This window comes from Devosia sp. T2-14, from assembly GCF_055397495.1.
Genome location: NZ_AP027921.1, coordinates 3285023 through 3304832, shown reverse-complemented (window position 1 = coordinate 3304832; position 19810 = coordinate 3285023). Strand labels below are relative to the sequence as shown.

19 protein-coding genes and 1 pseudogene are annotated in these 19810 nt (G+C 61.8%); 6 read left to right on the top strand and 14 right to left on the bottom strand.

What is annotated here, in order from left to right:
- Nucleotides 1-37: 37 nt before the first annotated feature.
- The 3 genes from ACZ5WT_RS16255 (at nt 38) to mazG (ending at nt 2440) form a co-directional block, all read left to right on the top strand.
- The gene (locus tag ACZ5WT_RS16255; RefSeq protein WP_464284811.1) at nt 38-1078 is read left to right on the top strand and encodes an MBL fold metallo-hydrolase; all 1041 of its coding nucleotides are present in this window, start codon (nt 38-40) and stop codon (nt 1076-1078) included.
- Between the two features lie 80 nt (nt 1079-1158).
- Nucleotides 1159-1551, top strand: coding sequence for a GFA family protein (locus ACZ5WT_RS16250; RefSeq protein ID WP_464284810.1), 393 nt, complete (start codon nt 1159-1161; stop codon nt 1549-1551).
- A gap of 79 nt (nt 1552-1630) precedes the next feature.
- Entirely contained in the window at nt 1631-2440 is an 810-nt protein-coding gene (mazG, locus tag ACZ5WT_RS16245; protein ID WP_464284809.1) for a nucleoside triphosphate pyrophosphohydrolase, read from the top strand.
- On the opposite strand, the pseudogene hflX reads toward mazG, so the two are convergent.
- From hflX to ACZ5WT_RS16225, 4 genes and pseudogenes are all read right to left on the bottom strand, one after another.
- Nucleotides 2437-3791, bottom strand: a pseudogene (gene hflX, locus ACZ5WT_RS16240) (GTPase HflX). The gene mazG and the pseudogene hflX overlap by 4 nt on opposite strands.
- 9 nt (nt 3792-3800) lie before the next feature.
- Nucleotides 3801-4052, bottom strand: a complete 252-nt coding sequence (hfq, locus tag ACZ5WT_RS16235; protein ID WP_323015511.1) for an RNA chaperone Hfq — start codon at nt 4050-4052, stop codon at nt 3801-3803.
- A gap of 172 nt (nt 4053-4224) precedes the next feature.
- The gene (gene ntrX / locus ACZ5WT_RS16230; protein WP_464284808.1) at nt 4225-5607 is read right to left on the bottom strand and encodes a nitrogen assimilation response regulator NtrX; all 1383 of its coding nucleotides are present in this window, start codon (nt 5605-5607) and stop codon (nt 4225-4227) included.
- Nucleotides 5607-7943 carry a sensor histidine kinase NtrY-like gene (locus tag ACZ5WT_RS16225; RefSeq protein ID WP_464284807.1) on the bottom strand — a complete coding sequence of 779 codons (2337 nt, stop codon included), beginning with the start codon at nt 7941-7943 and terminating at the stop codon, nt 5607-5609. Before ACZ5WT_RS16225 ends, ntrX begins: the two co-directional genes overlap by 1 nt.
- Nucleotides 7944-8145: 202 nt before the next feature.
- Here ACZ5WT_RS16225 and ACZ5WT_RS16220 point away from each other — a divergent pair, with 202 nt between their 5' ends.
- Nucleotides 8146-9048, top strand: a complete 903-nt coding sequence (locus tag ACZ5WT_RS16220) for a DMT family transporter (protein WP_464284806.1) — start codon at nt 8146-8148, stop codon at nt 9046-9048.
- Here ACZ5WT_RS16220 and ntrC read toward each other — a convergent pair.
- Genes ntrC through dusB form a run of 3 tightly spaced genes read right to left on the bottom strand, consistent with a single transcriptional unit; the run spans nt 9045 to nt 12624 of the window.
- Nucleotides 9045-10493, bottom strand: a complete 1449-nt coding sequence (gene ntrC, locus ACZ5WT_RS16215; protein WP_464284805.1) for a nitrogen regulation protein NR(I) — start codon at nt 10491-10493, stop codon at nt 9045-9047. The genes ACZ5WT_RS16220 and ntrC overlap by 4 nt on opposite strands.
- Entirely contained in the window at nt 10490-11626 is a 1137-nt protein-coding gene (locus ACZ5WT_RS16210; RefSeq protein ID WP_464284804.1) for a two-component system sensor histidine kinase NtrB, read from the bottom strand. Before ACZ5WT_RS16210 ends, ntrC begins: the two co-directional genes overlap by 4 nt.
- Nucleotides 11623-12624, bottom strand: coding sequence for a tRNA dihydrouridine synthase DusB (gene dusB, locus ACZ5WT_RS16205; RefSeq protein WP_464284803.1), 1002 nt, complete (start codon nt 12622-12624; stop codon nt 11623-11625). Before dusB ends, ACZ5WT_RS16210 begins: the two co-directional genes overlap by 4 nt.
- Nucleotides 12625-12802: 178 nt before the next feature.
- Between dusB and ACZ5WT_RS16200 the strand changes: the two genes are divergently transcribed.
- Both ACZ5WT_RS16200 and ACZ5WT_RS16195 read left to right on the top strand, forming a co-directional pair.
- Nucleotides 12803-13993 (top strand): bifunctional 2-C-methyl-D-erythritol 4-phosphate cytidylyltransferase/2-C-methyl-D-erythritol 2,4-cyclodiphosphate synthase, encoded by a 1191-nt coding sequence (locus tag ACZ5WT_RS16200; protein WP_464284802.1) that lies wholly within the window; start codon nt 12803-12805, stop codon nt 13991-13993.
- A complete protein-coding gene (locus ACZ5WT_RS16195; RefSeq protein WP_464284801.1) occupies nt 13994-14497 on the top strand; it encodes a CinA family protein in 504 nt (167 codons plus the stop codon).
- 18 nt (nt 14498-14515) lie between these two features.
- Here ACZ5WT_RS16195 and ACZ5WT_RS16190 read toward each other — a convergent pair whose 3' ends face one another.
- The 7 genes from ACZ5WT_RS16190 to ACZ5WT_RS16160 all read right to left on the bottom strand — a co-directional run bounded on the left by ACZ5WT_RS16190 (nt 14516) and on the right by ACZ5WT_RS16160 (nt 19808).
- The gene (locus ACZ5WT_RS16190) at nt 14516-14959 is read right to left on the bottom strand and encodes a type II toxin-antitoxin system RatA family toxin (protein ID WP_464284800.1); all 444 of its coding nucleotides are present in this window, start codon (nt 14957-14959) and stop codon (nt 14516-14518) included.
- Nucleotides 14959-15912 (bottom strand): lipoyl synthase, encoded by a 954-nt coding sequence (gene lipA / locus ACZ5WT_RS16185; RefSeq protein ID WP_464284799.1) that lies wholly within the window; start codon nt 15910-15912, stop codon nt 14959-14961. Before lipA ends, ACZ5WT_RS16190 begins: the two co-directional genes overlap by 1 nt.
- 28 nt (nt 15913-15940) lie before the next feature.
- Entirely contained in the window at nt 15941-16198 is a 258-nt protein-coding gene (locus tag ACZ5WT_RS16180; RefSeq protein ID WP_464287229.1) for a GlsB/YeaQ/YmgE family stress response membrane protein, read from the bottom strand.
- Between the two features lie 108 nt (nt 16199-16306).
- A complete protein-coding gene (locus ACZ5WT_RS16175) occupies nt 16307-16564 on the bottom strand; it encodes a GlsB/YeaQ/YmgE family stress response membrane protein (RefSeq protein ID WP_464284798.1) in 258 nt (85 codons plus the stop codon).
- On the bottom strand, nt 16561-17601 hold the full coding sequence (locus tag ACZ5WT_RS16170) for a Gfo/Idh/MocA family protein (protein WP_464284797.1): 1041 nt from the start codon (nt 17599-17601) through the stop codon (nt 16561-16563). The genes ACZ5WT_RS16175 and ACZ5WT_RS16170 overlap by 4 nt, the downstream gene beginning before the upstream one ends.
- An 89-nt stretch (nt 17602-17690) precedes the next feature.
- On the bottom strand, nt 17691-19130 hold the full coding sequence (gene lpdA / locus ACZ5WT_RS16165; RefSeq protein ID WP_464284796.1) for a dihydrolipoyl dehydrogenase: 1440 nt from the start codon (nt 19128-19130) through the stop codon (nt 17691-17693).
- Between the two features lie 30 nt (nt 19131-19160).
- Complete coding sequence (locus ACZ5WT_RS16160) at nt 19161-19808, bottom strand: SGNH/GDSL hydrolase family protein (RefSeq protein ID WP_464284795.1); 648 nt, start codon at nt 19806-19808, stop codon at nt 19161-19163.
- Between the last annotated feature and the right edge of the window lie 2 nt (nt 19809-19810).

Here is a 19810-nt window from a genome sequence, read left to right as displayed (position 1 = left end):
AAAAGCGCGGCCGGCGTTGCACATTCCAGAGACCAGCATGAACCAGCAGATTGAAGCAGATTCTCGGCAGCCTTTGGGACGCGGGCCCGAGCGAGGCGAGGTCGTGCCGGTCAATCCTGACGTTTTGTGGTTTCGTCTGGTGTCGGCCGGCGCGCCGATGGGCGGCGTCAACGTTTGGGCGCTGCGGGACGGGCAGGGTTGGGCAATGGTCGATACGGGCTTCGCTGATACGGATACTGCCGAGCAATGGGATGCGATCCTTGCTCAGCTCGATGGACCGATAACGCGGATCATCTGCACGCATTTCCATCCCGATCATGTGGGTCAAGTCGGCAATTTGCTGTCGCGCCAGGGCGTTCCTCTGTGGATGACCGCTGTTGAATGGGATCGGGCGCAGCGAATGGCTGCGCTGCGCGATGCTGCGAGCACTGCGGCCTATGCTGAGCATTTGCGCAAGTGCGGTCTTGAGCCTGCTTGGCTGGAGCAACTGGTTGGCGCGTCAAATCGGCCAATGACGACGGGGTTGCCATCACGCTGTAACATTCTCAGTGAGGGCGACGAACTTGAACTCGGCGGTGGCATTTGGCGGGTACAGCTTGGTGCCGGGCATTCTCCGGCGCCGGCGATCCTGGTGAACGAGCGCGACAGGCTCATGATTGTTGGTGATCAGCTGCTGATGCGGATCACGCCGCACATCGGGATCGAAGAAACCGACGTCCACGGCGATCCGCTGGGCCGATATTTCGACTATCTGGCTGATGCCGCGGAAATCGCTTCTGACATGCTGGCGTTGCCCGGTCATGGTCCAGCATTCGTTGCGGCTGGTCAACGGGCCGCTGAGATTGCCGAGCATCACCGCGAGCAGCTTGACGTTCTCCACGAGGCGCTTGTCGGACCCACGCTGGTCATCGACGCGATCGAAACATTGTTCGGACGACCACTCAAAGGCATCAGCCTCATCCTTGGGCTCACCGAAGCCCACGCACACCTGCAGCGGCTGGTGGTTGAAGGTCGTGCGAAACTGGAGCTGGATACTGACGGCCGGTTTCTGTTCGTCGCTAATCTGATAGTTCCATAATATATATTATGCGAATAAAGGATAGGCGCTGACAACCACCGCCCTGTGCGCCAGACTGGGCTTGGCCCAGGAGATGTCGCATGGTTGAGTTCACTGGTGGATGTTTGTGCGGTGATGTTCGGCTGGTGGCCTTGGGCCTGCCCCTTCGTGTTGGCATCTGTCACTGCCTCGATTGCCGCAAACACCATGGAGCTCTTTTCTACGCCGCTGCCGTGTTCCCACGGGATGCGGTGACGATTGTCGGCAGCACTGGCGTGTACGCTGGGCGCCACTTTTGTCCACGATGCGGCTCGTCGGTTTTTGCGCGTACCGGCGCCGAAATTGAGGTTCATCTTGGAACTCTTGATGAGCCTGGCCAGCTGGTGCCCACATACGAGAGCTGGACCGTTCGCCGCGAACCGTGGCTGCCGGCATTTCCGGTCGCACATCGATATGCGCGCAATCGAGATGACACGAGCGCATTTGAGGATTAGTCGGTGCTGATGAAGCCGACCTGCGGCCCGCACCTGCTAAGCTCTGCAACACCACGATTCCCAGTCAATGAGACGCATTATGAAGCCATCCCGCGATATCTCCCGCCTGATCGAAATCATGGCCGCGCTTCGCGATCCGGATGGCGGCTGCCCCTGGGATCTGGAACAAGATTTCGCCAGCATCAGGCACTACACGATCGAGGAAGCCTATGAAGTGGCTGACGCGATCGAGCGAGGGGATTTTGGCGATCTGCGTGAGGAACTGGGCGATCTGCTGCTGCAGCCGATCTATCACGCGCAGATGGCCAGCGAAGCCGGTCACTTCGACATCGGTGACGTGATTTTCGGCGTGACCGAGAAGCTCATTCGGCGCCATCCCCACGTATTTGGTGACGATGAGGCCGGTAGCGCAGCATCGAGCGAGCGCCGCTGGGAGGCCATCAAGGCCGAGGAGCGCAGCGCCAAGGCTGCTCGCAAGGGCGAGGTGACGCCCTCGCTCCTTGACGACGTCCCCAATGTGCTCCCTGCCCTTGCGCGGGCCGGGAAACTGACCAAGCGCGCCGCCAAGGTCGGCTTCGACTGGCCCGATTTCGATGCGGTGAAGGCCAAGGTCGAAGAAGAACTAACAGAGGTTGCCGAAGCTCGGGCCTCTGGCGATCAGGCGGCCGTGCATGAGGAAATCGGCGATCTGCTGTTCGCCGTGGCCAACCTGGCGCGCCATTCAGGCGTCGATGCCGAAGCGGCCTTGCGTGACGCAAATTACAAGTTTACCCGGCGCTTCCACCATGTGGAGGCCCGTTGCCGCGAAGACGGCATCGAGCCCAAGGAAGCGGGCCTTGAAAGGCTCGATGGCTACTGGAACGAGATCCGCGCCGCGGACAAGGCTTAGGCGTCAGAGCTTTCGATACGTCCGTTGAATCGCTCCAGGAACTCCGTCTTGTGACGGGGTTCTACGCGGACGACAAAGCCCGAACCAAGTTCGGTTGGCTCGTCGCGCGAGATAATCTCGGAATGCGCATGCAGCCAGCCGATATCCGAACCGGCCGAATGAGGCACGTGAACGTGGTAAGTCCGGCTCTTCTCGCCGATGGCCTTTTCGATGGCCAGCTTGACTTCATTCAGGCCCGATCCCGTCAGCGCCGAAGCCGGCACAACGGCTGAGACCTTGCCGACAGGCACGATGCCGACCAGGGCATCCTCAGGCAAGAGATCCACCTTGTTCCACACCTCGATGATCGGCGTGGTTTCGGTGGAAACGCCTAGCTCGGCTAGCACGTTGAGCACGTCCTGAGCCTGCGCGGCATGATCGGGGTTGGCGATGTCGCGGGCATGCAGGATGACGTCGGCGTCGAGCACTTCCTCGAGCGTCGCGCGGAACGCGGCGACCAGGTCGGTGGGGAGATCGGCGACGAAACCCACGGTGTCGCTGAGGATGACTTCGCGACCGTGCGGCAGTTCGAGCTTGCGAACCGTGGTGTCCAGGGTTGCGAACAGGAGGTCCTTGCGAACACCCCTGCCCCAGTCAAGGCATTGAACAGGCTGGATTTTCCGGCGTTGGTGTAACCGACGAGCGCCACGATGGGCGTGCCCTGGCGCTTCTGGCGCTGTTGGGCGCGGGTCTTCTTGACCTTTTCCAGGCGATCTTCGAGCAGCACGATGCGGTCGGCGATCTGGCGCCGGTCGCTTTCGATCTGGGTTTCGCCCGGACCACCCATGAAGCCTGAGCCACCGCTGCCGCGCTGGCGCTCCAGGTGGGTCCAGGAGCGCACGAGGCGCCCTTTCTGGTAGTTGAGGTGGGCCAGCTCGACCTGTAGCACACCTTCTCGGGTGGCGGCGCGTTCGCCGAAGATCTCGAGGATCAGCGCTGTCCGATCCAACACCTTGGTGCCGGTCTCTTTTTCGAGGTTGCGCTGCTGGATTGCCGTGAGTGAGGCATCGACGAGCAACAGGTCGATCTTGTCGCTTTTGACGCGTGCCGCCAGCGCTTCGGTATGGCCGCCTCCGACAAAGGTGGCGGGTTTGACTTCGCGTACCTTGACGATCTCGGAGAACACGATTTCGAGGCCGATTGCGCCCGCTAGCCCTTCGAATTCTGACTTGCGCGCTTCGATCGAGTGCAGAGACGCGTGGCCGCGAACATCGGGCACGACCAGGCCCGCCCTGGTGGTCTGGGCGCGTCGGTCAATAAACGCCTGCGGGCCGCCCTTCTGGACGGCCTCCTCGTCGTCAAAATCGGTCATTGCAGCTCGTTAATCGCTATCGTTGTTCTGCTCAGGGTCGAACAGCTGGATCGGCGCGCCTGGCATGATCGTCGAGATGGCATGCTTATAGACCAGTTGCGATTGCGCATCGCGGCGCAGCAACAGGCAGAAATTGTCGAACCAGGTGATGACGCCCTGCAGCTTTACGCCGTTCACGAGAAAGATCGTTACAGGGACCTTCTGCTTGCGAACGTGATTGAGGAAGGAATCCTGGAGATTTTGTTGCTTTTCGCTGGGCATTCGGGCCTCTTTTCGCGGCTTTTGTTATCGCTGTTGTCGTTGCTACGCTTGCTCGGATGGCACCAGAACTGCCGCGTCGTCCCCGCCATCCTCAGATCAACACATTGCCCATCACTATGGCACAGAACGTTTTTGATGCCTACCGCACCAGCCGGGTGGCAGGCTACTTAATTCACAACCCCAGTGACTTGATCTTTCGGTGCAGTGCGCTGCGCTCCATCCCGACAAATTCCGCGGTCTTGGAGATATTGCCGCCAAAGCGCTCGATCTGCGCCAGCAGGTACTGGCGTTCGAACACTTCGCGGGCATCGCGCAGAGGCAGGCTCATGAGATGGGCCGAAGCGTCGGTATCACCGACCGTGGGCAGGACCTCACCAATGTCCGACGGCAGCATGGCGGCGGTAATGACACCGTCCTCGGGTTGCTGATCCTTCATCAGGATCAACAGGCGCTCGATCGAGTTGCGCAGCTGGCGGGCATTACCCGGCCATTCTTGGGCCTGCAACACCGCCATGGCGTCGTCGCCCACGGTGAGACGCTGCAGGTTATGCATGCGCGCGACCTGCTCGATGAACGTTGCCACCAGCGGCGGCACGTCTTCGCGACGCTCCTTGAGCGGGGTCAGCGGCAGTGGCACGATGGAAAGGCGATGGAACAGGTCGGACCGGAATTCACCCGTTTCGATCTGTGCTGCGACGTTCTGCGAGCTCGACGAAATGATGCGCACGTCAATGGGGACGGCCTGCGTGCCGCCAACGCGGTTGAAGCGGTTTTCGACCAGGGTGCGCAGCAAGGCAGCCTGCGTTTGCGCCGGCAGCGACGTGACCTCGGAGAGATAGAGCGTGCCGCCGTGGGCCTTTTCCAGCGCGCCGACCTCGACCTTGAGGATGCCCGACTTTTCGCGAGCCTCACGGCCGAACAGTACCACCGGCACTTCCTCGGGGGCATAGAGGGAGGCGTTGATCTCGATGAATGGGGAATCCGCGCGCGGGCTGCGATGGTGGATCATGCGGGCCACGAGGCCCTTCCCCGCGCCCGACGGCCCCGAGATAAAGATGCGCGAATTGGTCGGCGCGGACTTTTCAATGGTGGCGCGAACCTGCTGCAGAGCAGGCGAAGTGCCCATCATGTCGGCGCTCTTGGTGGCAGATCGCTCCTTGAGCTCGGCAACCTCGTTTCGCAGCCGCGTGGCTTCCATCGCACGCTGGGTGATGTGCAGCAGCCGGTCAATCTTGAACGGCTTTTCGATATAGTCGTAAGCGCCGCGGCGAATGGCCGAAACGGCGGTTTCCACGTTGCCGTGGCCCGAGATCATCACCACCGGCATATCGGGGTGCTGGCTCTGGAAAACGTCGAGCAGCTGCAGCCCGTCGAGACGCGACCCCTGCATCCAGATGTCGAGAAACACCAGGCTTGGCCGGCGCCTTGCGATTTCGTTTAGCCCGCTGTCGGCGTCGTGGGCCTGCCGGGCCTCGAAGCCCTCGTCTTCCAGAATGCCCGCAATCAGGTCGCGGATATCGTCTTCGTCGTCAATAATGAGGATGTCGAGTGCCATTACTTATGAACCACCGCAGCGATGAGCGGTTCCTCCTGTTGGGCGGACGCGGGCTCCGACTGGGTCGAAGGATCCGCCGCTGAAGATTTGCTTGGGGACTGCAGGGGCAGCGTGAATGTCACGCAGGCGCCGACCCGGCCTTCTGGATCCGGTTCCGCGTCGATCAGTTCCACTATGCCACCATGCTGTTCGATGATTTTGGCGACGATTGCGAGGCCGAGGCCAGTGCCCTTCTCGCGCGTCGTCATATAGGGTTCGAGGAGACGCTGGCGATTGTCCTTCGGCCAGCCCTTGCCGTTGTCGGAAATGGCGACCCGGGCGTGGTTGCCTTCGATCTGGGCCTCCACAGTGATCGTGGGGTGCCAATCGCCGGACATATCAATGGATTCAAACGCTTCTACGGCGTTCTTGATTAGGTTGGTCAGCGACTGGGCGATCAAGCGGTTATCGAACCACGCATAGATCGCCTCGTCGGGCAGTATGGTGTTGATGGTGATCTGCGGCAGGCGCACGCTCTCCAGGAAAACCGCCTGGCGGATGGTATCCGTGAGGTCGGCCATTTCGGGTGCGGCTTCAGGCATGCGTGCAAAGGCCGAGAATTCGTCGACCATTCGACCGATATCGCCCACCTGCCGGACGATGGTGTTAATGCACTTGTCGAATATCTCGCGGTCATCCTCGAGCTTGCTGCCATAGCGGCGGCGCAGCCGCTCGGCGGAGAGCTGGATCGGCGTGAGCGGGTTCTTGATCTCATGGGCGATACGGCGCGCCACGTCCGCCCAGGCACTGGTGCGCTGCGCAGACTCGAGTTCGGTGATGTCGTCGAAAGTCAGCACATAGCCCTTGGATTCGGTGATCGAGCCTTCACGCGTCAGCTGCACCTGATAGGTGCGCCGGTCGGTTTCGTTGCCGAGCTGGATCTGGTCACGTACCTGTCCGCGCCGTGCCGAGCGGGCGCGCTCAAGCGTCGGGGCTAGTTGCGGCATAACCTTTTCGATGGGCTCGCCCATCAGGTCGATTTCGCGACGGTTGAGCATCTCGCAGGCGCGCGCATTGACCAGCGTTACGGCGCCAAACGGATCAAGCCCGATAATGCCGGCCGATACGCCTTCCACCACTGCCTCGGTAAACTGGCGGCGCTTTTCATTCATTTCGTTTGCCGCCAGCAGTGCCAGCCGCTGGCTCTTGAGCTGCTCTGTCATACGGTTGAAGCCGTTTGACAGGTCGCGCAGGTCACCGCTTCCGTCTCGCACAGGAACCTGCACGTCGAGGTCACCCCGGCTGACGCGGTTCGACGCGATCATCAGGTTTCGAATGGGATCGACGAAGCGATTGGCCAGCGCGATACCGATCCATAGCGCGGCCAGCAGCAGCACCACCGCCAGGCCGACATACATGATGGTGAAGGTGATCTGGAACACCAGGCGGTTGGACGCGTACTGGCGGTATTCGGTGATGTTCTCGTCGGTGAGCTGCATGTACTCCAGCACCTCGGCCTCAACCGGGCGCGCGACGAACAAGTACGTGTCGTCATAGCCGCGCAGCTTGATCACTGAGCCGACGAGGTTGACGCGCCCCGGCGCGATGGCGGCGGGAATGCCCTCGACCAGTCCTTCGGTGATGCCGTCTGGTAGGCGTGGATAGGCCCCCTGCACCGCAATTTGTGCGCGCATCAGGGTTTCGCCGGTGGAGGTGACAAGCGAGGTGAAAGGCAGCGACCGCGTGACGGCAAGCGCCGTCAGGATGCGCTGGAACCGCTCCTTGTCCTCCACATAGGTATTGTGCGCCTGCTCCAGCTCTGTCGCGACCCAGATAACGTCGTCGCGCAGCACCTGGGCGTGCTCGAGCATGTAGGACCGTGCGACGAGGCGCGAGCTTTCCACCATGGCGCGCGTGCGCTCGGAGAACCACTGGTCCAGGCCCTGGTTGAGGGAGATGGTGGCAACTACAGCCACCAGCGCGGCTGGAATGGCGGCGACGAGTGCGAACATCGTCACCATGCGGATCTGCATCGCCGCGCCCGCCTGCCCCTGAACCCGCGCCTGAATCAGCAGCACAGCCTCGGTGACGATCAGCGCGATAACCAGCAGAACCAGAACGCCGGTGGCGATCCAGATGATGGTCCAAACGGTGGTCGAGGGTTCGATATTGGTCGTGCCTGAGAGGATCAGGAACGAAAGCGACGACATCAGCACTGACGCGAAGACGACGACGAAACCGAGCACGCGCAGCGGAAAATTGCCACGCGCAGTCGCAAACAGCGAACGTGCCGGTTTGGCATTGTCGCTGACACCACCGCGTGGTGGCATCTCACCGCTAGCCGCTACTTCACTCATTGATGCCGAAAGGCACTCCATCTCCGCCGCGCAGACAGAGTCTGGCCCAATTCGCCGGACCCTTCAAGACAATTGTTGCCAAAATGTGACACCGCGTGCCTGAGACCCCGAAAGCCCCCTGTTTTGGGCACTTTGCCTCACTAGACAACCGCAATGACACCGGGCACACACATCGTATCGCACACCCTCCCAGAGCCCCACAGTGTCCGCCCCAGCACCCGCACGCGTTGAAGCCGCCAGTCTTACTGGCATGGCCCTGGGCATTGGCGCCTATACGCTGTTTTCCGTGCATGATGCGATGATCAAGGGCGTGATCACCGCCCTGCCCGCACCGCAGATTCTGTTCGTGCGCGGGATTGTCATCGTGGTGCTTTGCCTGGCCATCGGCCGTAGGAGTCTGGTGGTCGATCTGTGGCGGTCCAAGAATCGCACAATGATCTTCGGCCGTGGTTTGATGACGCTGGCCGCCTGGGTCATGTACTACAGCTCGGGCCGCGAGCTGCAACTCGCGGAAATGACGACCCTCTACTATGTAGCGCCAATCCTGACGACGGTGCTGGCGGTGATCTTCCTCAAGGAACAGCTGACGTTGGCCCGCGTCGGAGGCGCCTCCATCGGATTTTTCGGCATTGTCGTGGCTGCCAATCCCAGCGGCTTCAGCTTCACCTGGCCGGTCATCATGGTGCTTGGAGCCGCATTGTTCTGGGCCGTGGCGATGATCCTCATGCGAACCATCTCCAAGAGCGATCGCACGCTGGTTCAGGTCTTCGCGCAGAACCTGATTCACGTCACCATCATGGGCGCGATTGCGCTGCCGCTTTGGCAAGGTATGGGCATCTGGGAAATCACGCTCTGCGTGGCCGCTGGGCTGATTGGCGGCCTTGCCCAGTTCATCCTGGTCGAGGCAGCGCGGGAAGTCCCCGCAAGCGTGCTGGGTACCGTGGAGTACGGCGCTCTGATCTGGAGCTTTGTGTTCGGTTACCTGTTCTGGGCCGAGATTCCGGCGACCAACGTCTATGCCGGCGCCCTTCTCGTGGTTGCCGCGGGTTTGACGCTCGCCTTCAGCGAGCATCGCAATCGTCGCGAGATCGTCGATACGCCCTAGCCGTGGCGGCGACTGTGCTTGACGATCTCGATGCTGTGGGTGCGGATCTTCTTGCGCAGCGTATTGCGATTTAGCCCAAGCAAATCAGCGGCCTTGATCTGGTTGCCACCGCAGGCATTGAGCGCCATGGCGATCAGTGGTGCCTCGACCTTGTCGATGACACGCTGATAGAGCCCCGCCGGTGGCAGGTTCGGCTCATATTCACGCAGCAGCTGCCCGACATGGGTTTCGACCGACATGGCCACGTCCATCGGCGCGGCGGTGCCCGGCGTCGAAGGGCGGTCGGCGATGTTGAGCTCGTTCTGCACGATCTCGGCCGAAATGGATTCGTCGGCATAGAGAGCCGACAGGCGGCGGACCAGGTTCTCCAGTTCGCGCACGTTGCCCGGCCAGGAATAGTTCTGCATCAGCTTGATGGCCTCGGGCGAGATCGACTTGATCGGCTCGCCATCGCGCTGGGCTTCCTTGAGGAAGTGCGCTGCCAGATCGCCCACGTCATCAATGCGCTCGCGCAGTGGCGGCAGGCGCAGCGGCACCACGTTGAGGCGGTAGTACAGATCCTCGCGGAACAGCCCCTGCCGGATCATCTGGCTGAGGTCGCGGTGCGTGGCCGCGACGATACGGACGTTGGTCTTGATGGACGAGCGGCCGCCGACCATCGTGTATTCGCCTTCCTGCAGCACGCGCAGCAGCCGGGTCTGGGCATCCATCGGCATGTCGCCGATTTCGTCGAGGAACAGAGTGCCGCCTTCGGCCTGCTCGAAGCGGCCCGACGAACGGGTGTTCGCGCCGGTGAACGCGCCCTTCTCATGGCCGAACAGTTCGGCCTCGATCAGGTCGCGGGGGATAGCAGCCATGTTGATGGCGACGAATGGGCCATTACGGCGCTTGCCGAAGTCGTGGAGAGCCCGGGCGACCAACTCCTTGCCCGTGCCGCTCTCGCCGGTAATTGTCACCGTCAGGTCGGTCTGCATCAGGCGCGCCAGGGCGCGGTAGATGTCCTGCATGGCGGTCGAGCGACCAACCAGCGGCATGGTCTCACCTGGCTCTTCGGTCCGTCGATCGCCAGTGGCGGGCTTTTTCGCGTCGGCCAGCGCGCGCGCCACCACCGAGAGCACCTCGGTGATGTCGAACGGCTTGGGCAGGTATTCGTAGGCGCCCACTTCGGAGGCGCGAATGGCCGTCATGAACGTGTTCTGCGCCGACATCACGATCATCGGCAGCTCCGGGCGGAGCTTCTTGATCTTGGGCATTACCTCGAAGGCATTGCCATCCGGCATGGCCACGTCGGTGATCAACACGTCACCCTCGCCCCGGGTAATCCAGTTCCACATGGTGGAGATATTGCCGGTAGGACGGACTTCGTAGCCAGCGCGGGTGAGTGCCTGGTTGAGCACCATGCGGATGGCGGCGTCGTCGTCGGCGAGCAGGACTACATGGCTCATGCCAGTTCCTCTTCAATTGGTGACAGGAATGCCCCGCTCGCAACGGGTAGCAATATTCTGAACCGGGTACGGCCCGGGCGGCTTTCGCAATCGATCACCCCGCCATGGTCACCCACGATCTTGGCGACCAGCGCCAGGCCGAGACCAGAGCCATTGGTCTTTGTGGTGACGAAGGGATCGAACAGAAACGGTAGGATGTCCGGTGGGACGCCTGGACCGTTGTCCTCGATGATAATCTCGAGCGGCAGCGAGATGCGCTCATTGATGCCGGTGACGCTGACGCGGATCCCAGGGCGGAATGCCGTCGAAAAACGGATTTCCGGCTTCTGCGTGCGTTCAAGCGCTTCGGAGGCGTTCTTCACCAGGTTCAGGAATATCTGTATCAACTGGTCGCGATTGCCGAAGACGGGTGGCAGCGACGGATCGTATTCTTCGAAAAAGGCGATGCCGCGCGCCACGCCATTGCGCGCCAGCAGCTTCACCCGGTCCAGAACGACGTGAATGTTGATCGGTTCGCGCTCCATCGGGCGCTCGTCGCCGAACACTTCCACGCGGTCCATCAAGCCAACGATTCGATCGGTTTCCTCGCGGATCAGCCGGGCGAGCGGCACTTCATCGAGGCTCACGGTCTGCTCAAGCAGTTGGGCGGCGCCGCGGATGCCCGACAGCGGGTTCTTGATCTCGTGCGCCAGCATCGACGCAAGGCCAGTTACCGAGCGCGCCGCGCCACGCGAGACCATCTGCCGGTCGATCTTGTCGGCCATGGTGCGTTCCTGGATGAGCAGGGCCACCCGGCCGTCATTGTCGGATAGCGGGCTCGCGAAGACGTCGGCGACGCGCTCTTCGCCGAACCGGGACGAGCCCACTCGCACGCGATACTCGGTCATTGGCGCACGGCGCAGCGCGACGGTTTCCACCAAGGCGATGATCGGCGATCCGAAAGCGATCAGGTCATCGAGACTCTGCCGGGTCAGCACGCTCGACGAGGCACCAAAAAACGCCTCGGCAGCATAATTGACGAACGTGATCTGGCGCTCGTCGCCACAGATCAGGATGGGCTGCGGAAGTGCCTGCAGCACGGCCGTGGACTGCAAGTCAGTTTCGTCCTGGGGTGAGGCTTCCAAAGCACTCATGCTGCGGCCCTCTGCTCGCCGGAGAAAATGATGCCGATCTGACGCAGGACGTCCGCTGGCTCTTCATTATTGAGGAAGTCATTGCGCGCTGGTCTTTCCAGGGTGATCCCGGCAGCGCCGAGATACCAGTCGAGGTGCTTGCGCGCGGCACGCAGGCCCACCGCAGTGCCGTACTCGACCAACATATCCTCATAGTGCTCGGCAACCAGTGCGGCGAGTTCCGTACCTTTCGGGGCCTCCGGAGCTGGGTGGTTGGCCAGCCCTGCCCCAATCTGGGCCACCGTCCATGGCTGCCCCTGGGCGCCGCGGCCAAGCATGACCGCCGCTGCGCCCGATTGGGCCAGCGCTTCGCGAGCGGTATCGAGATTGATGATATCGCCATTGACTACGACCGGCACGTCAACGGCCTCCACGACAGCGCGCACCAGTTCCCAACGGGCAGTGCCCTTGTAGAACTGCTGCCGCGTGCGGCCATGGATGGTGATCATCTGCGCGCCGGCATTGACAGCGCGAAGGGCCATGTCCGGGGCGTTGAGGCTGTCCTCGTCCCATCCCAGCCGCATCTTGACGGTTACCGGCAGCGGCGTCGCCGATACCACGGCGTCGATCAACGTCATGGCATGATCGGGCACCCGCATGAGTGCGGATCCGGCATAGCCGTTCGTCACGCGCTTTGCAGGGCAGCCAAAATTGATATCGATGATGTCGGCGCCGGCGTCGTGGGCAATCTTGGCGCCACGGGTCATCCACTCGGCTTCGCAGCCTGCCAATTGTACCATGTGCGGCAGGGAGTTGGGCTTGCCCAGCTTTCGCGCCATGTCCTGGTTGCCAACCGCAAGAGCATTGCTCGCGATCATTTCGGACACGACCATACCCGCGCCATAACGCTCGGCCAGTTTGCGGAACGGGCGGTCGGTGATTCCGGCCATCGGCGCGAGGAAAGCCCGATTGCGAACCTCGTGGCCGCCGATGCTCAAGTTACAGGCATCTTCAGACACGATTTGCCCCAGAAATGGTCACATCAAAACTACTGCCTGCACAATAATCAAAATGTCCGGCGGCGCAACACCTTAAATGGTGTGTATGACAGGACGTCTGCCCTGCACTTGCCGCATGTCACCACGGACGCTAGACCTCTGGGACAGTCCGCTTTTTCGTACCGAGTTCCCGTCGTCCATGCGTCAGAAAACCATCGCCGTTATCATAGTCGCCGCTGGACGAGGCGAGCGCGCCAGCGCAGATGGTTCCACTGATCCAAAGCAGTATCGTCCAGTCGCCGGGACAGCGGTTCTCGCCCGAACAATCCGGGCATTTCTGGACATTCCATATGTAACCTCAGCGCTACCGGTGCTGCATGCCGATCATGCCGAACGCTATGCGGCGCTGGGGCTTTCAGATGTCCGGCTGCAAGCTCCCGTGAACGGTGGAGCGACGCGTCAGGCGTCGGTTCTTGAGGGCCTCAAGGCTCTGGCGCCGCAACGCCCCGATATTGTGCTGATCCATGATGCCGCACGGCCCTTTGCGACGCCCGAGCTGGTTGGCAGGGTGGTTGCGGCGCTGGAGCAGTTCGAAGGCGCCCTGCCCGTTCTGCCTGTTACCGACACCATCAAACGGTCGCTCGACGGACGGCAGGTCGCTACCACCGAAGATCGTAATCAGCTCTTTGCCGCGCAGACGCCGCAGGGTTTCCGTTTTGGGCAGATTTTTTCGGCCCATATGCGTGCGCCGACCACCAAGCGGCAGTTTACCGACGATTCTGAGATCGCCGAATGGGCCGGCCTGCGCGTTGCCATGGTGCAGGGCGACCGCGACAATTTCAAAATCACGCATCCTGAAGACTTTGCGCTCGCTGAGCGCCTTATTGCCGGAGACTACGCCATGGAAACCCGTATCGGGACTGGTTACGACGTCCACGAGTTTGAGCCTGGTGATGCCGTCTGGCTCTGCGGCGTGCGAATTCCCCACCACGCCAAGCTCAAGGGGCATTCCGATGCCGACGTTGGCCTGCATGCGCTGACCGACGCGATTCTGGGCGCGATCGGTGAAGGCGACATTGGACACCACTTCCCGCCATCTGACATGCAGTGGCGCGGCGCCGCCTCCACGGTCTTCCTCAAGCATGCCGGAGAGCTGGTGGCGCGCGCCAAGGGGCGTATCGTCAATCTCGACGTGACAATGGTCTGCGAAGCGCCGAAGATCGGTCCGCACGTGCCGGCGATGCGCCAAATCATCGCGGAGACGTTGGGGATCTCGGTGTCTCGCGTGGCCATCAAGGCGACGACCAACGAGACGCTTGGTTTTATTGGGCGAGAGGAAGGAATGGTTGCTATGGCCAGCGCAAGTGTAGAACTTCCGAGGGTCGACTGAATGGCGCCAAAGGCAGCAGTCGATCCGGGTAAGCGGATCATCGATATCCTTACCGAACGCAACCAGACCATTGTAACGGCAGAAAGCTGCACCGGCGGCATGATCGCTTCGGCGCTTACCGACATTCCCGGCGCGTCGGCTGCGGTCTATGGGGGCTATGTCACCTACGCGAACACCGCCAAGTCCCGCATGATCCATGTGCAGGCACGGTTGATCCGTGACTATGGGGCGGTGTCCAATCAGGTTGCCCGTGCCATGGCGGATGGCGCCCGCAACACCGCGCGCGCCGACTATGCCGTTGGGGTCACCGGGATTGCCGGCCCGGACGGCGGGTCAGAGAAGAAGCCTGTGGGGCTGGTCTACATCGCCGTTTCGTCAGAGCTGGCGACCGTGGTCATTGAGCACCGGTTTGGCGATCTGGGCCGCGACGAAGTGCGCAAGGCCAGTGTCAGGGCGGCGCTCGATCTATTGCTTCAGGTGCTGACCAGCGACGAAGAGCAGTAGGCACTCCGGCCCCTGCTCCTAGTCGCCGTAGCGCCGATCTGCTTCGTCGGCGAAAGCCCGGATGATCTCTTCCTGCTTGGCGGCAAACGCTGGCTCAGCGACCGCTGCTATGAAGGGGTTGGAGATCTTGAAGTCGATCTCAAACCGCACCCGCGTGCCCATGCCCTCAGGCTCGAATGTCCAGACGCTGTCGAGATAGGCAAACGGCCCATCCACGGCCTTGGCTTTGATGGTCAGTGCCTCCCGGTCCAGCGTCACCCTGCTGGTATAGGCCTGCGTGATCGGGCCAAAGAACAGTGTCATCTTAACCAGGCGAATATCGGCGTCGCCGGCGACGGGGTCCTTGGAGACCTCCATTGCCTTGCAGTTGGGAATGAAGCGCGGATAGTCGCCCATGTCGGCGACGATGTCATACATGCGCTGCGGCAGGTGCGGCACATGCCGCTCGAAGTAGCGTTTCATCAATGACCAAGCTTTGCCATGCGGGCGGCCTTGAGAGCCGCGAAGTCTTCCCCGGCATGGTGAGACGAGCGGGTCAGCGGGCTGGAGGAGACCAGCGAGAAACCCTTGGCGGTGGCCACCGTGGCGAACGACTTGAACTCTTCCGGCGTCACAAAGCGCTGTAGTGGATAGTGCTTCTTGGTCGGCTGCAGGTACTGCCCGATGGTCAGGAAGTCGACATCGGCCGAACGGAGATCGTCCATCAGCTGGAGCACTTCGTTCCGCTCTTCACCCAGGCCGACCATGATGCCCGACTTGGTGAACATAGTGGGGTCGAGTTCCTTGACCTTCTGCAGCAGGCGGATGGAGTGGAAGTAGCGCGCACCCGGGCGAACCTTGAGATACTTCGAGGGCACGGTTTCGAGGTTGTGGTTAAAGACGTCAGGCTTGGCAGCCACGACGATCTCCAGCGCGCCTTCCTTGCGCAGGAAGTCAGGCGTCAGGATTTCGATGGTCGTGCGCGGGTTTCGCGTGCGGATCGCCAAGATTACGTCAGCAAAGTGCTGTGCGCCACCGTCGGCCAGGTCGTCACGGTCAACCGAGGTGATCACGACGTGTTCGAGGCCGAGCTTCTGGACGGCGCTGGCGACCTTTTCCGGCTCGGTGGGGTCAAGCGGGCCAGGCATGCCCGTGCGCACGTTGCAGAAGGCGCAGGCGCGCGTGCAGATCTCACCCATGATCATCATGGTGGCGTGCTTCTTGGACCAGCATTCCCCGATATTGGGGCAGCCGGCCTCCTCACACACCGTCACAAGCCCATGCTCGCGCACGATCTGCTGGGTTTCCTTGTAGACCGGCGAGCCCGGCGCCTTGACGCGGATCCAGTCCGGCTTGCGCAGCACCACGCTATCGGGCCGGTTGGCCTTTTCGGGGTGGCGTGGTTTCAACGCGGAATTGTCGATCAGAGTGACCAAGGGATATCCTGACTTTTGGGTGCGATCGCTAGGCGATCAGTCGTGCAATGATCACGACGAGTATTGCGCCGACCGTTGAGGTCACGATCTGGCGGCCCAGATCATTGCGGATACCGAGATCGATCCGCAGCGCCTTAAACAGATACCCTCCCACGAACGATCCGATAACCCCGCTCACGAGGTATGTGATCAGTCCGCCCCCTCCGACAACGAGACTGGCGAGAAAGCCCGCCAGGATGCCGATGCCGAGGAACACCAGAATTGCACGACTATTGTTATTTTCCATGGTGAAGCCCCCGCCCGCCGTCTGTCGTTTTGGTGGTGCCATAATTTGCCCTCTCACAGCCTGCGCGAGATATCGCCTCTCGCGGCTCCAGCTTCAAGGTTCCTGCCCTTATCGCGCAATCACCCGTGCCAGGGCAATCACGACGATAGCGCCAATGGTGGCGGTGATGATCTGGCTGATGAGCGCGTTCTCGATGGGGAGCGTCAACCCGGCGGACGAGAGCAGCCATCCCCCCACGAAAGAGCCGATGACGCCAACGACGAGATTGCGCAGCAGGCCGCCGCCACCCAGCACCAGGCCGGCAAGCCATCCTGCGACCAGTCCGATGGCAAGGAAGATCAGCAGTTCTGTGGTTCCGACGCTCATTGCAATACCTCCGCGATTTCGACCCATTCGCCTTTGCGTTCAGCCGACAGTATTGTGGCTTGGACCAGTGCGAGTGAGTGAAGGTTGTCTTCTCCCGAGCTGAAACGTGCCGGGATGGTGCCCGTCTCGATCACCTTTGCCGCCGCGGCAAGCGTGCCGACACGGTCAGTATGTTCGATGAGGGGAAGGTCGTAGGGCTCGGGCTCGCCGTCCAGCGGCAGCAGCGTGACCTTGTCGGGGCCCGCCTTGCCCATGAAGTGGTCGCGCGAGCTCCAGTGGATTTGCCCTTCCGAGCAATCCATCACCCATTCGCCCGACCAAGGAGTAACCGGGCCGCTACTCATCCAGCTGCCGCGATAGGAAACGATGGTGCCCTGTTCGAACTCCAGCGTCGCCACACCGATCGGGTTATGGCCAAACGGGCTCGCTGGCGAATTCCAGGTGCGGCATGACACACGCTTGGGATTATCGTTCAGCACCATGCGCATGAGATCGAAATGGTGGATCGACATGTCGGCCAGCAGCGGATCGGGCATGTCCCAGTAGCGGTAGCCCTGCGTGGGGGCGTGGCGGCGGAAGTCGATGGAGACCAGGTTGACCGGTCCGAACTTCTGCGCTCCGACCAGTTCGGCTGCCACGATCGGCGCCGGCTGGAAGCGGTAGTTCTGGCTGACCATCAGCACCCGGCCATGCTCGCGCGCTAGCGCCACCAGTTCCTTGGCCTGTGCGATGGTCGAGGCGAATGGCTTCTCCACGATAACGCTCAGGCCCAGCTCAAGACAGCGCTTCACCACCGGATGGTGCGCCTCGGTCCGCAGCGTGCAGATAGCGAGTTGCGGTTCCGAGGCCTTCACTGCCTCCTCAAGGCTCAGGAAGCACAGGCTTTCCGCGATCCCCAGCTCGGTCTGCGCCCGTTGGAGCGCGTCCGGGTTGGAGTCCACATAGCCAACCATCTCGACGTTGTGAACTTTGGGGATAACGTCCTTGGTCCAGCTGAATCCCCAGTGTCCTAGACCGATCTGGATCGCCTTGACCATGTGGATAACTCCTTGCTGGGTGAGCAGGTACGACCTGTCTCGACGCCACTCCCGCTGTCGCGGGAACGACGCCGTAGTTGGGGAGACCCCTAGATGTTCAGCGCCCGGCCATATGCGTCCAGCACGCTTTCCTTCATGCTTTCGCTCAGGGTCGGATGCGGGAAGATGGTGTGGATCAGCTCTTCCTCGGTGGTTTCGAGGTTCATGGCGATCACGAAGCCCTGGATCAGTTCGGTCACCTCGGCGCCAACCATGTGGGCACCGAGCAGTTCACCGGTCTTGGCGTCAAAGATGGTCTTGACCAGCCCGTCGGGCTCGCCCAGTGCAATGGCCTTGCCGTTGCCGACGAACGGGAAACGGCCGACCTTGATCTCGCGACCGGCTTCCTTGGCCTTGGCTTCGGTCAGGCCGACACTGGCCACCTGCGGTTCGCAATAGGTGCAACCCGGCACCTTGGACTTGTCGAGGCCATGCACCTTCATCCCGGCGATCTTTTCGACGGTGATGACGGCCTCATGCTCGGCCTTGTGCGCCAGCATCGGCGGACCTGCTACGTCGCCAATGGCCCAGATGCCGTCGACATTGGTCTTGCCATAGCCGTCGATGACGATAGCGCCGCGTTCCGTCTTCACGCCGACGGTCTCGAGGCCGAGACCCTCGATGTTGCACATCACGCCCACGGCCGAAATCAGCTTCTCGCCTGAGATCTGCTGCTTGGAACCGTCCTTGAGTTCGACGTGTGCGGTAACCCCGTCCTTACCCTTCTCGACCTTGGCCACCTTGGCGTCGGTCAGGATCTTGATGCCGCGCTTTTCGAGGCGCTTGCGGGCAAGGCCGGCGATCTCGGCGTCTTCCACCGGCATAATCTGCGGCAGCAGTTCGATGATGGTCACCTCAGCGCCCATCGAGCGATAGAACGAGGCAAACTCGACGCCGATCGCGCCCGAGCCCATCACCACCAGCGACTTGGGCATGGTGGCCGGCTTCATCGCCTCGAAGTAGGTCCAGATCTTGTCGCCATCGGGCTCGATGCCCGGCAGCACACGCGGGCGCGCGCCGGTGGCGATGATGATGTTCTTGGCCTTGTAAGTGCCCTCGCCCAGCGCATTCTTGGGCACTGGTCCCTGCGGCTGTACGATAGCCTTCTTGGTCGGCGCGACCTTGACTTCGCCCGGCTTGGTGATGACGGCCTCGCCCCAGATGATGTCGACCTTGTTCTTCTTCATCAGGAACTGGACGCCATTGTTCATCTGGGCAGCGATTGCGCGCGAACGCTTCACCACGCCATCAATGTCGACGCCGAACTTCTCGACCGTCAGGCCGTAGTCCTTGGCGTGGCTCATGTGGCCGTAGATTTCTGCCGAGCGCAGCAGTGCCTTGGTGGGAATGCAGCCCCAGTTGGAGCAGATGCCAGCCATATGCTCGCGCTCGATGATGCCCACCTTCATGCCGAGCTGCGCACCGCGGATGGCAGCAACATAGCCGCCGGGGCCGGCGCCGATAACGAGAAGGTCGTATTGGTCAGCCATTTGGGCCTCCAGAATAGTCGAGTGGTCGGGCTAGATGCCCAGCATGGATTTGACGACCGGGATCAGTCCCGTGCCAATGGCGCGGGTATTGGCGGGGTCGAGATGAACCCCGTCGAGCGGGTCGGCATGGGCGACGCTGGCAGCGTCGAAGAACTCGGCGCCATATTCAGCGGCGCGGGTTCGGTAATAGCCTGCCATGGCTTTTGACTCGGCGATGGCCGCCTCGCCGCCAAAATGGATACCCATTTCGGCATGCTTGGTCGGCACCAGATGCGGTGGGCTGACAATCAGCAACTGGGGCATGACGTCGCCGGGCAGCACGAAATGCCCACGCACCACCTGCATCAGCTTGCGAATGCCGTAGGACGCGGTCAGCGCGCGACCGTGGATCGCTGGCTTCAGGTCATTGGACCCGAGCATGATGATGACGATGTCGAGCGGCTTGTGCGTGTCGAGCAGCACGGGAAGAATACGCGCACCGTTTCGGTCAGATGAAGCCGAGCCATCGTCGAAGGCGGTGGTGCGACCACCCAATCCCTCGGCGATCACCCGCACATTGTCGCCCAAGCCTTGTTCCAGCACGGACGGCCAGCGGTTCTCATAGGCATGCCGCAGCCCGTCGGGCCGCGGGTTTGCACCGTAAGTCAGGCTGTCGCCGTAAGCGAGGATGGTCTTCATGC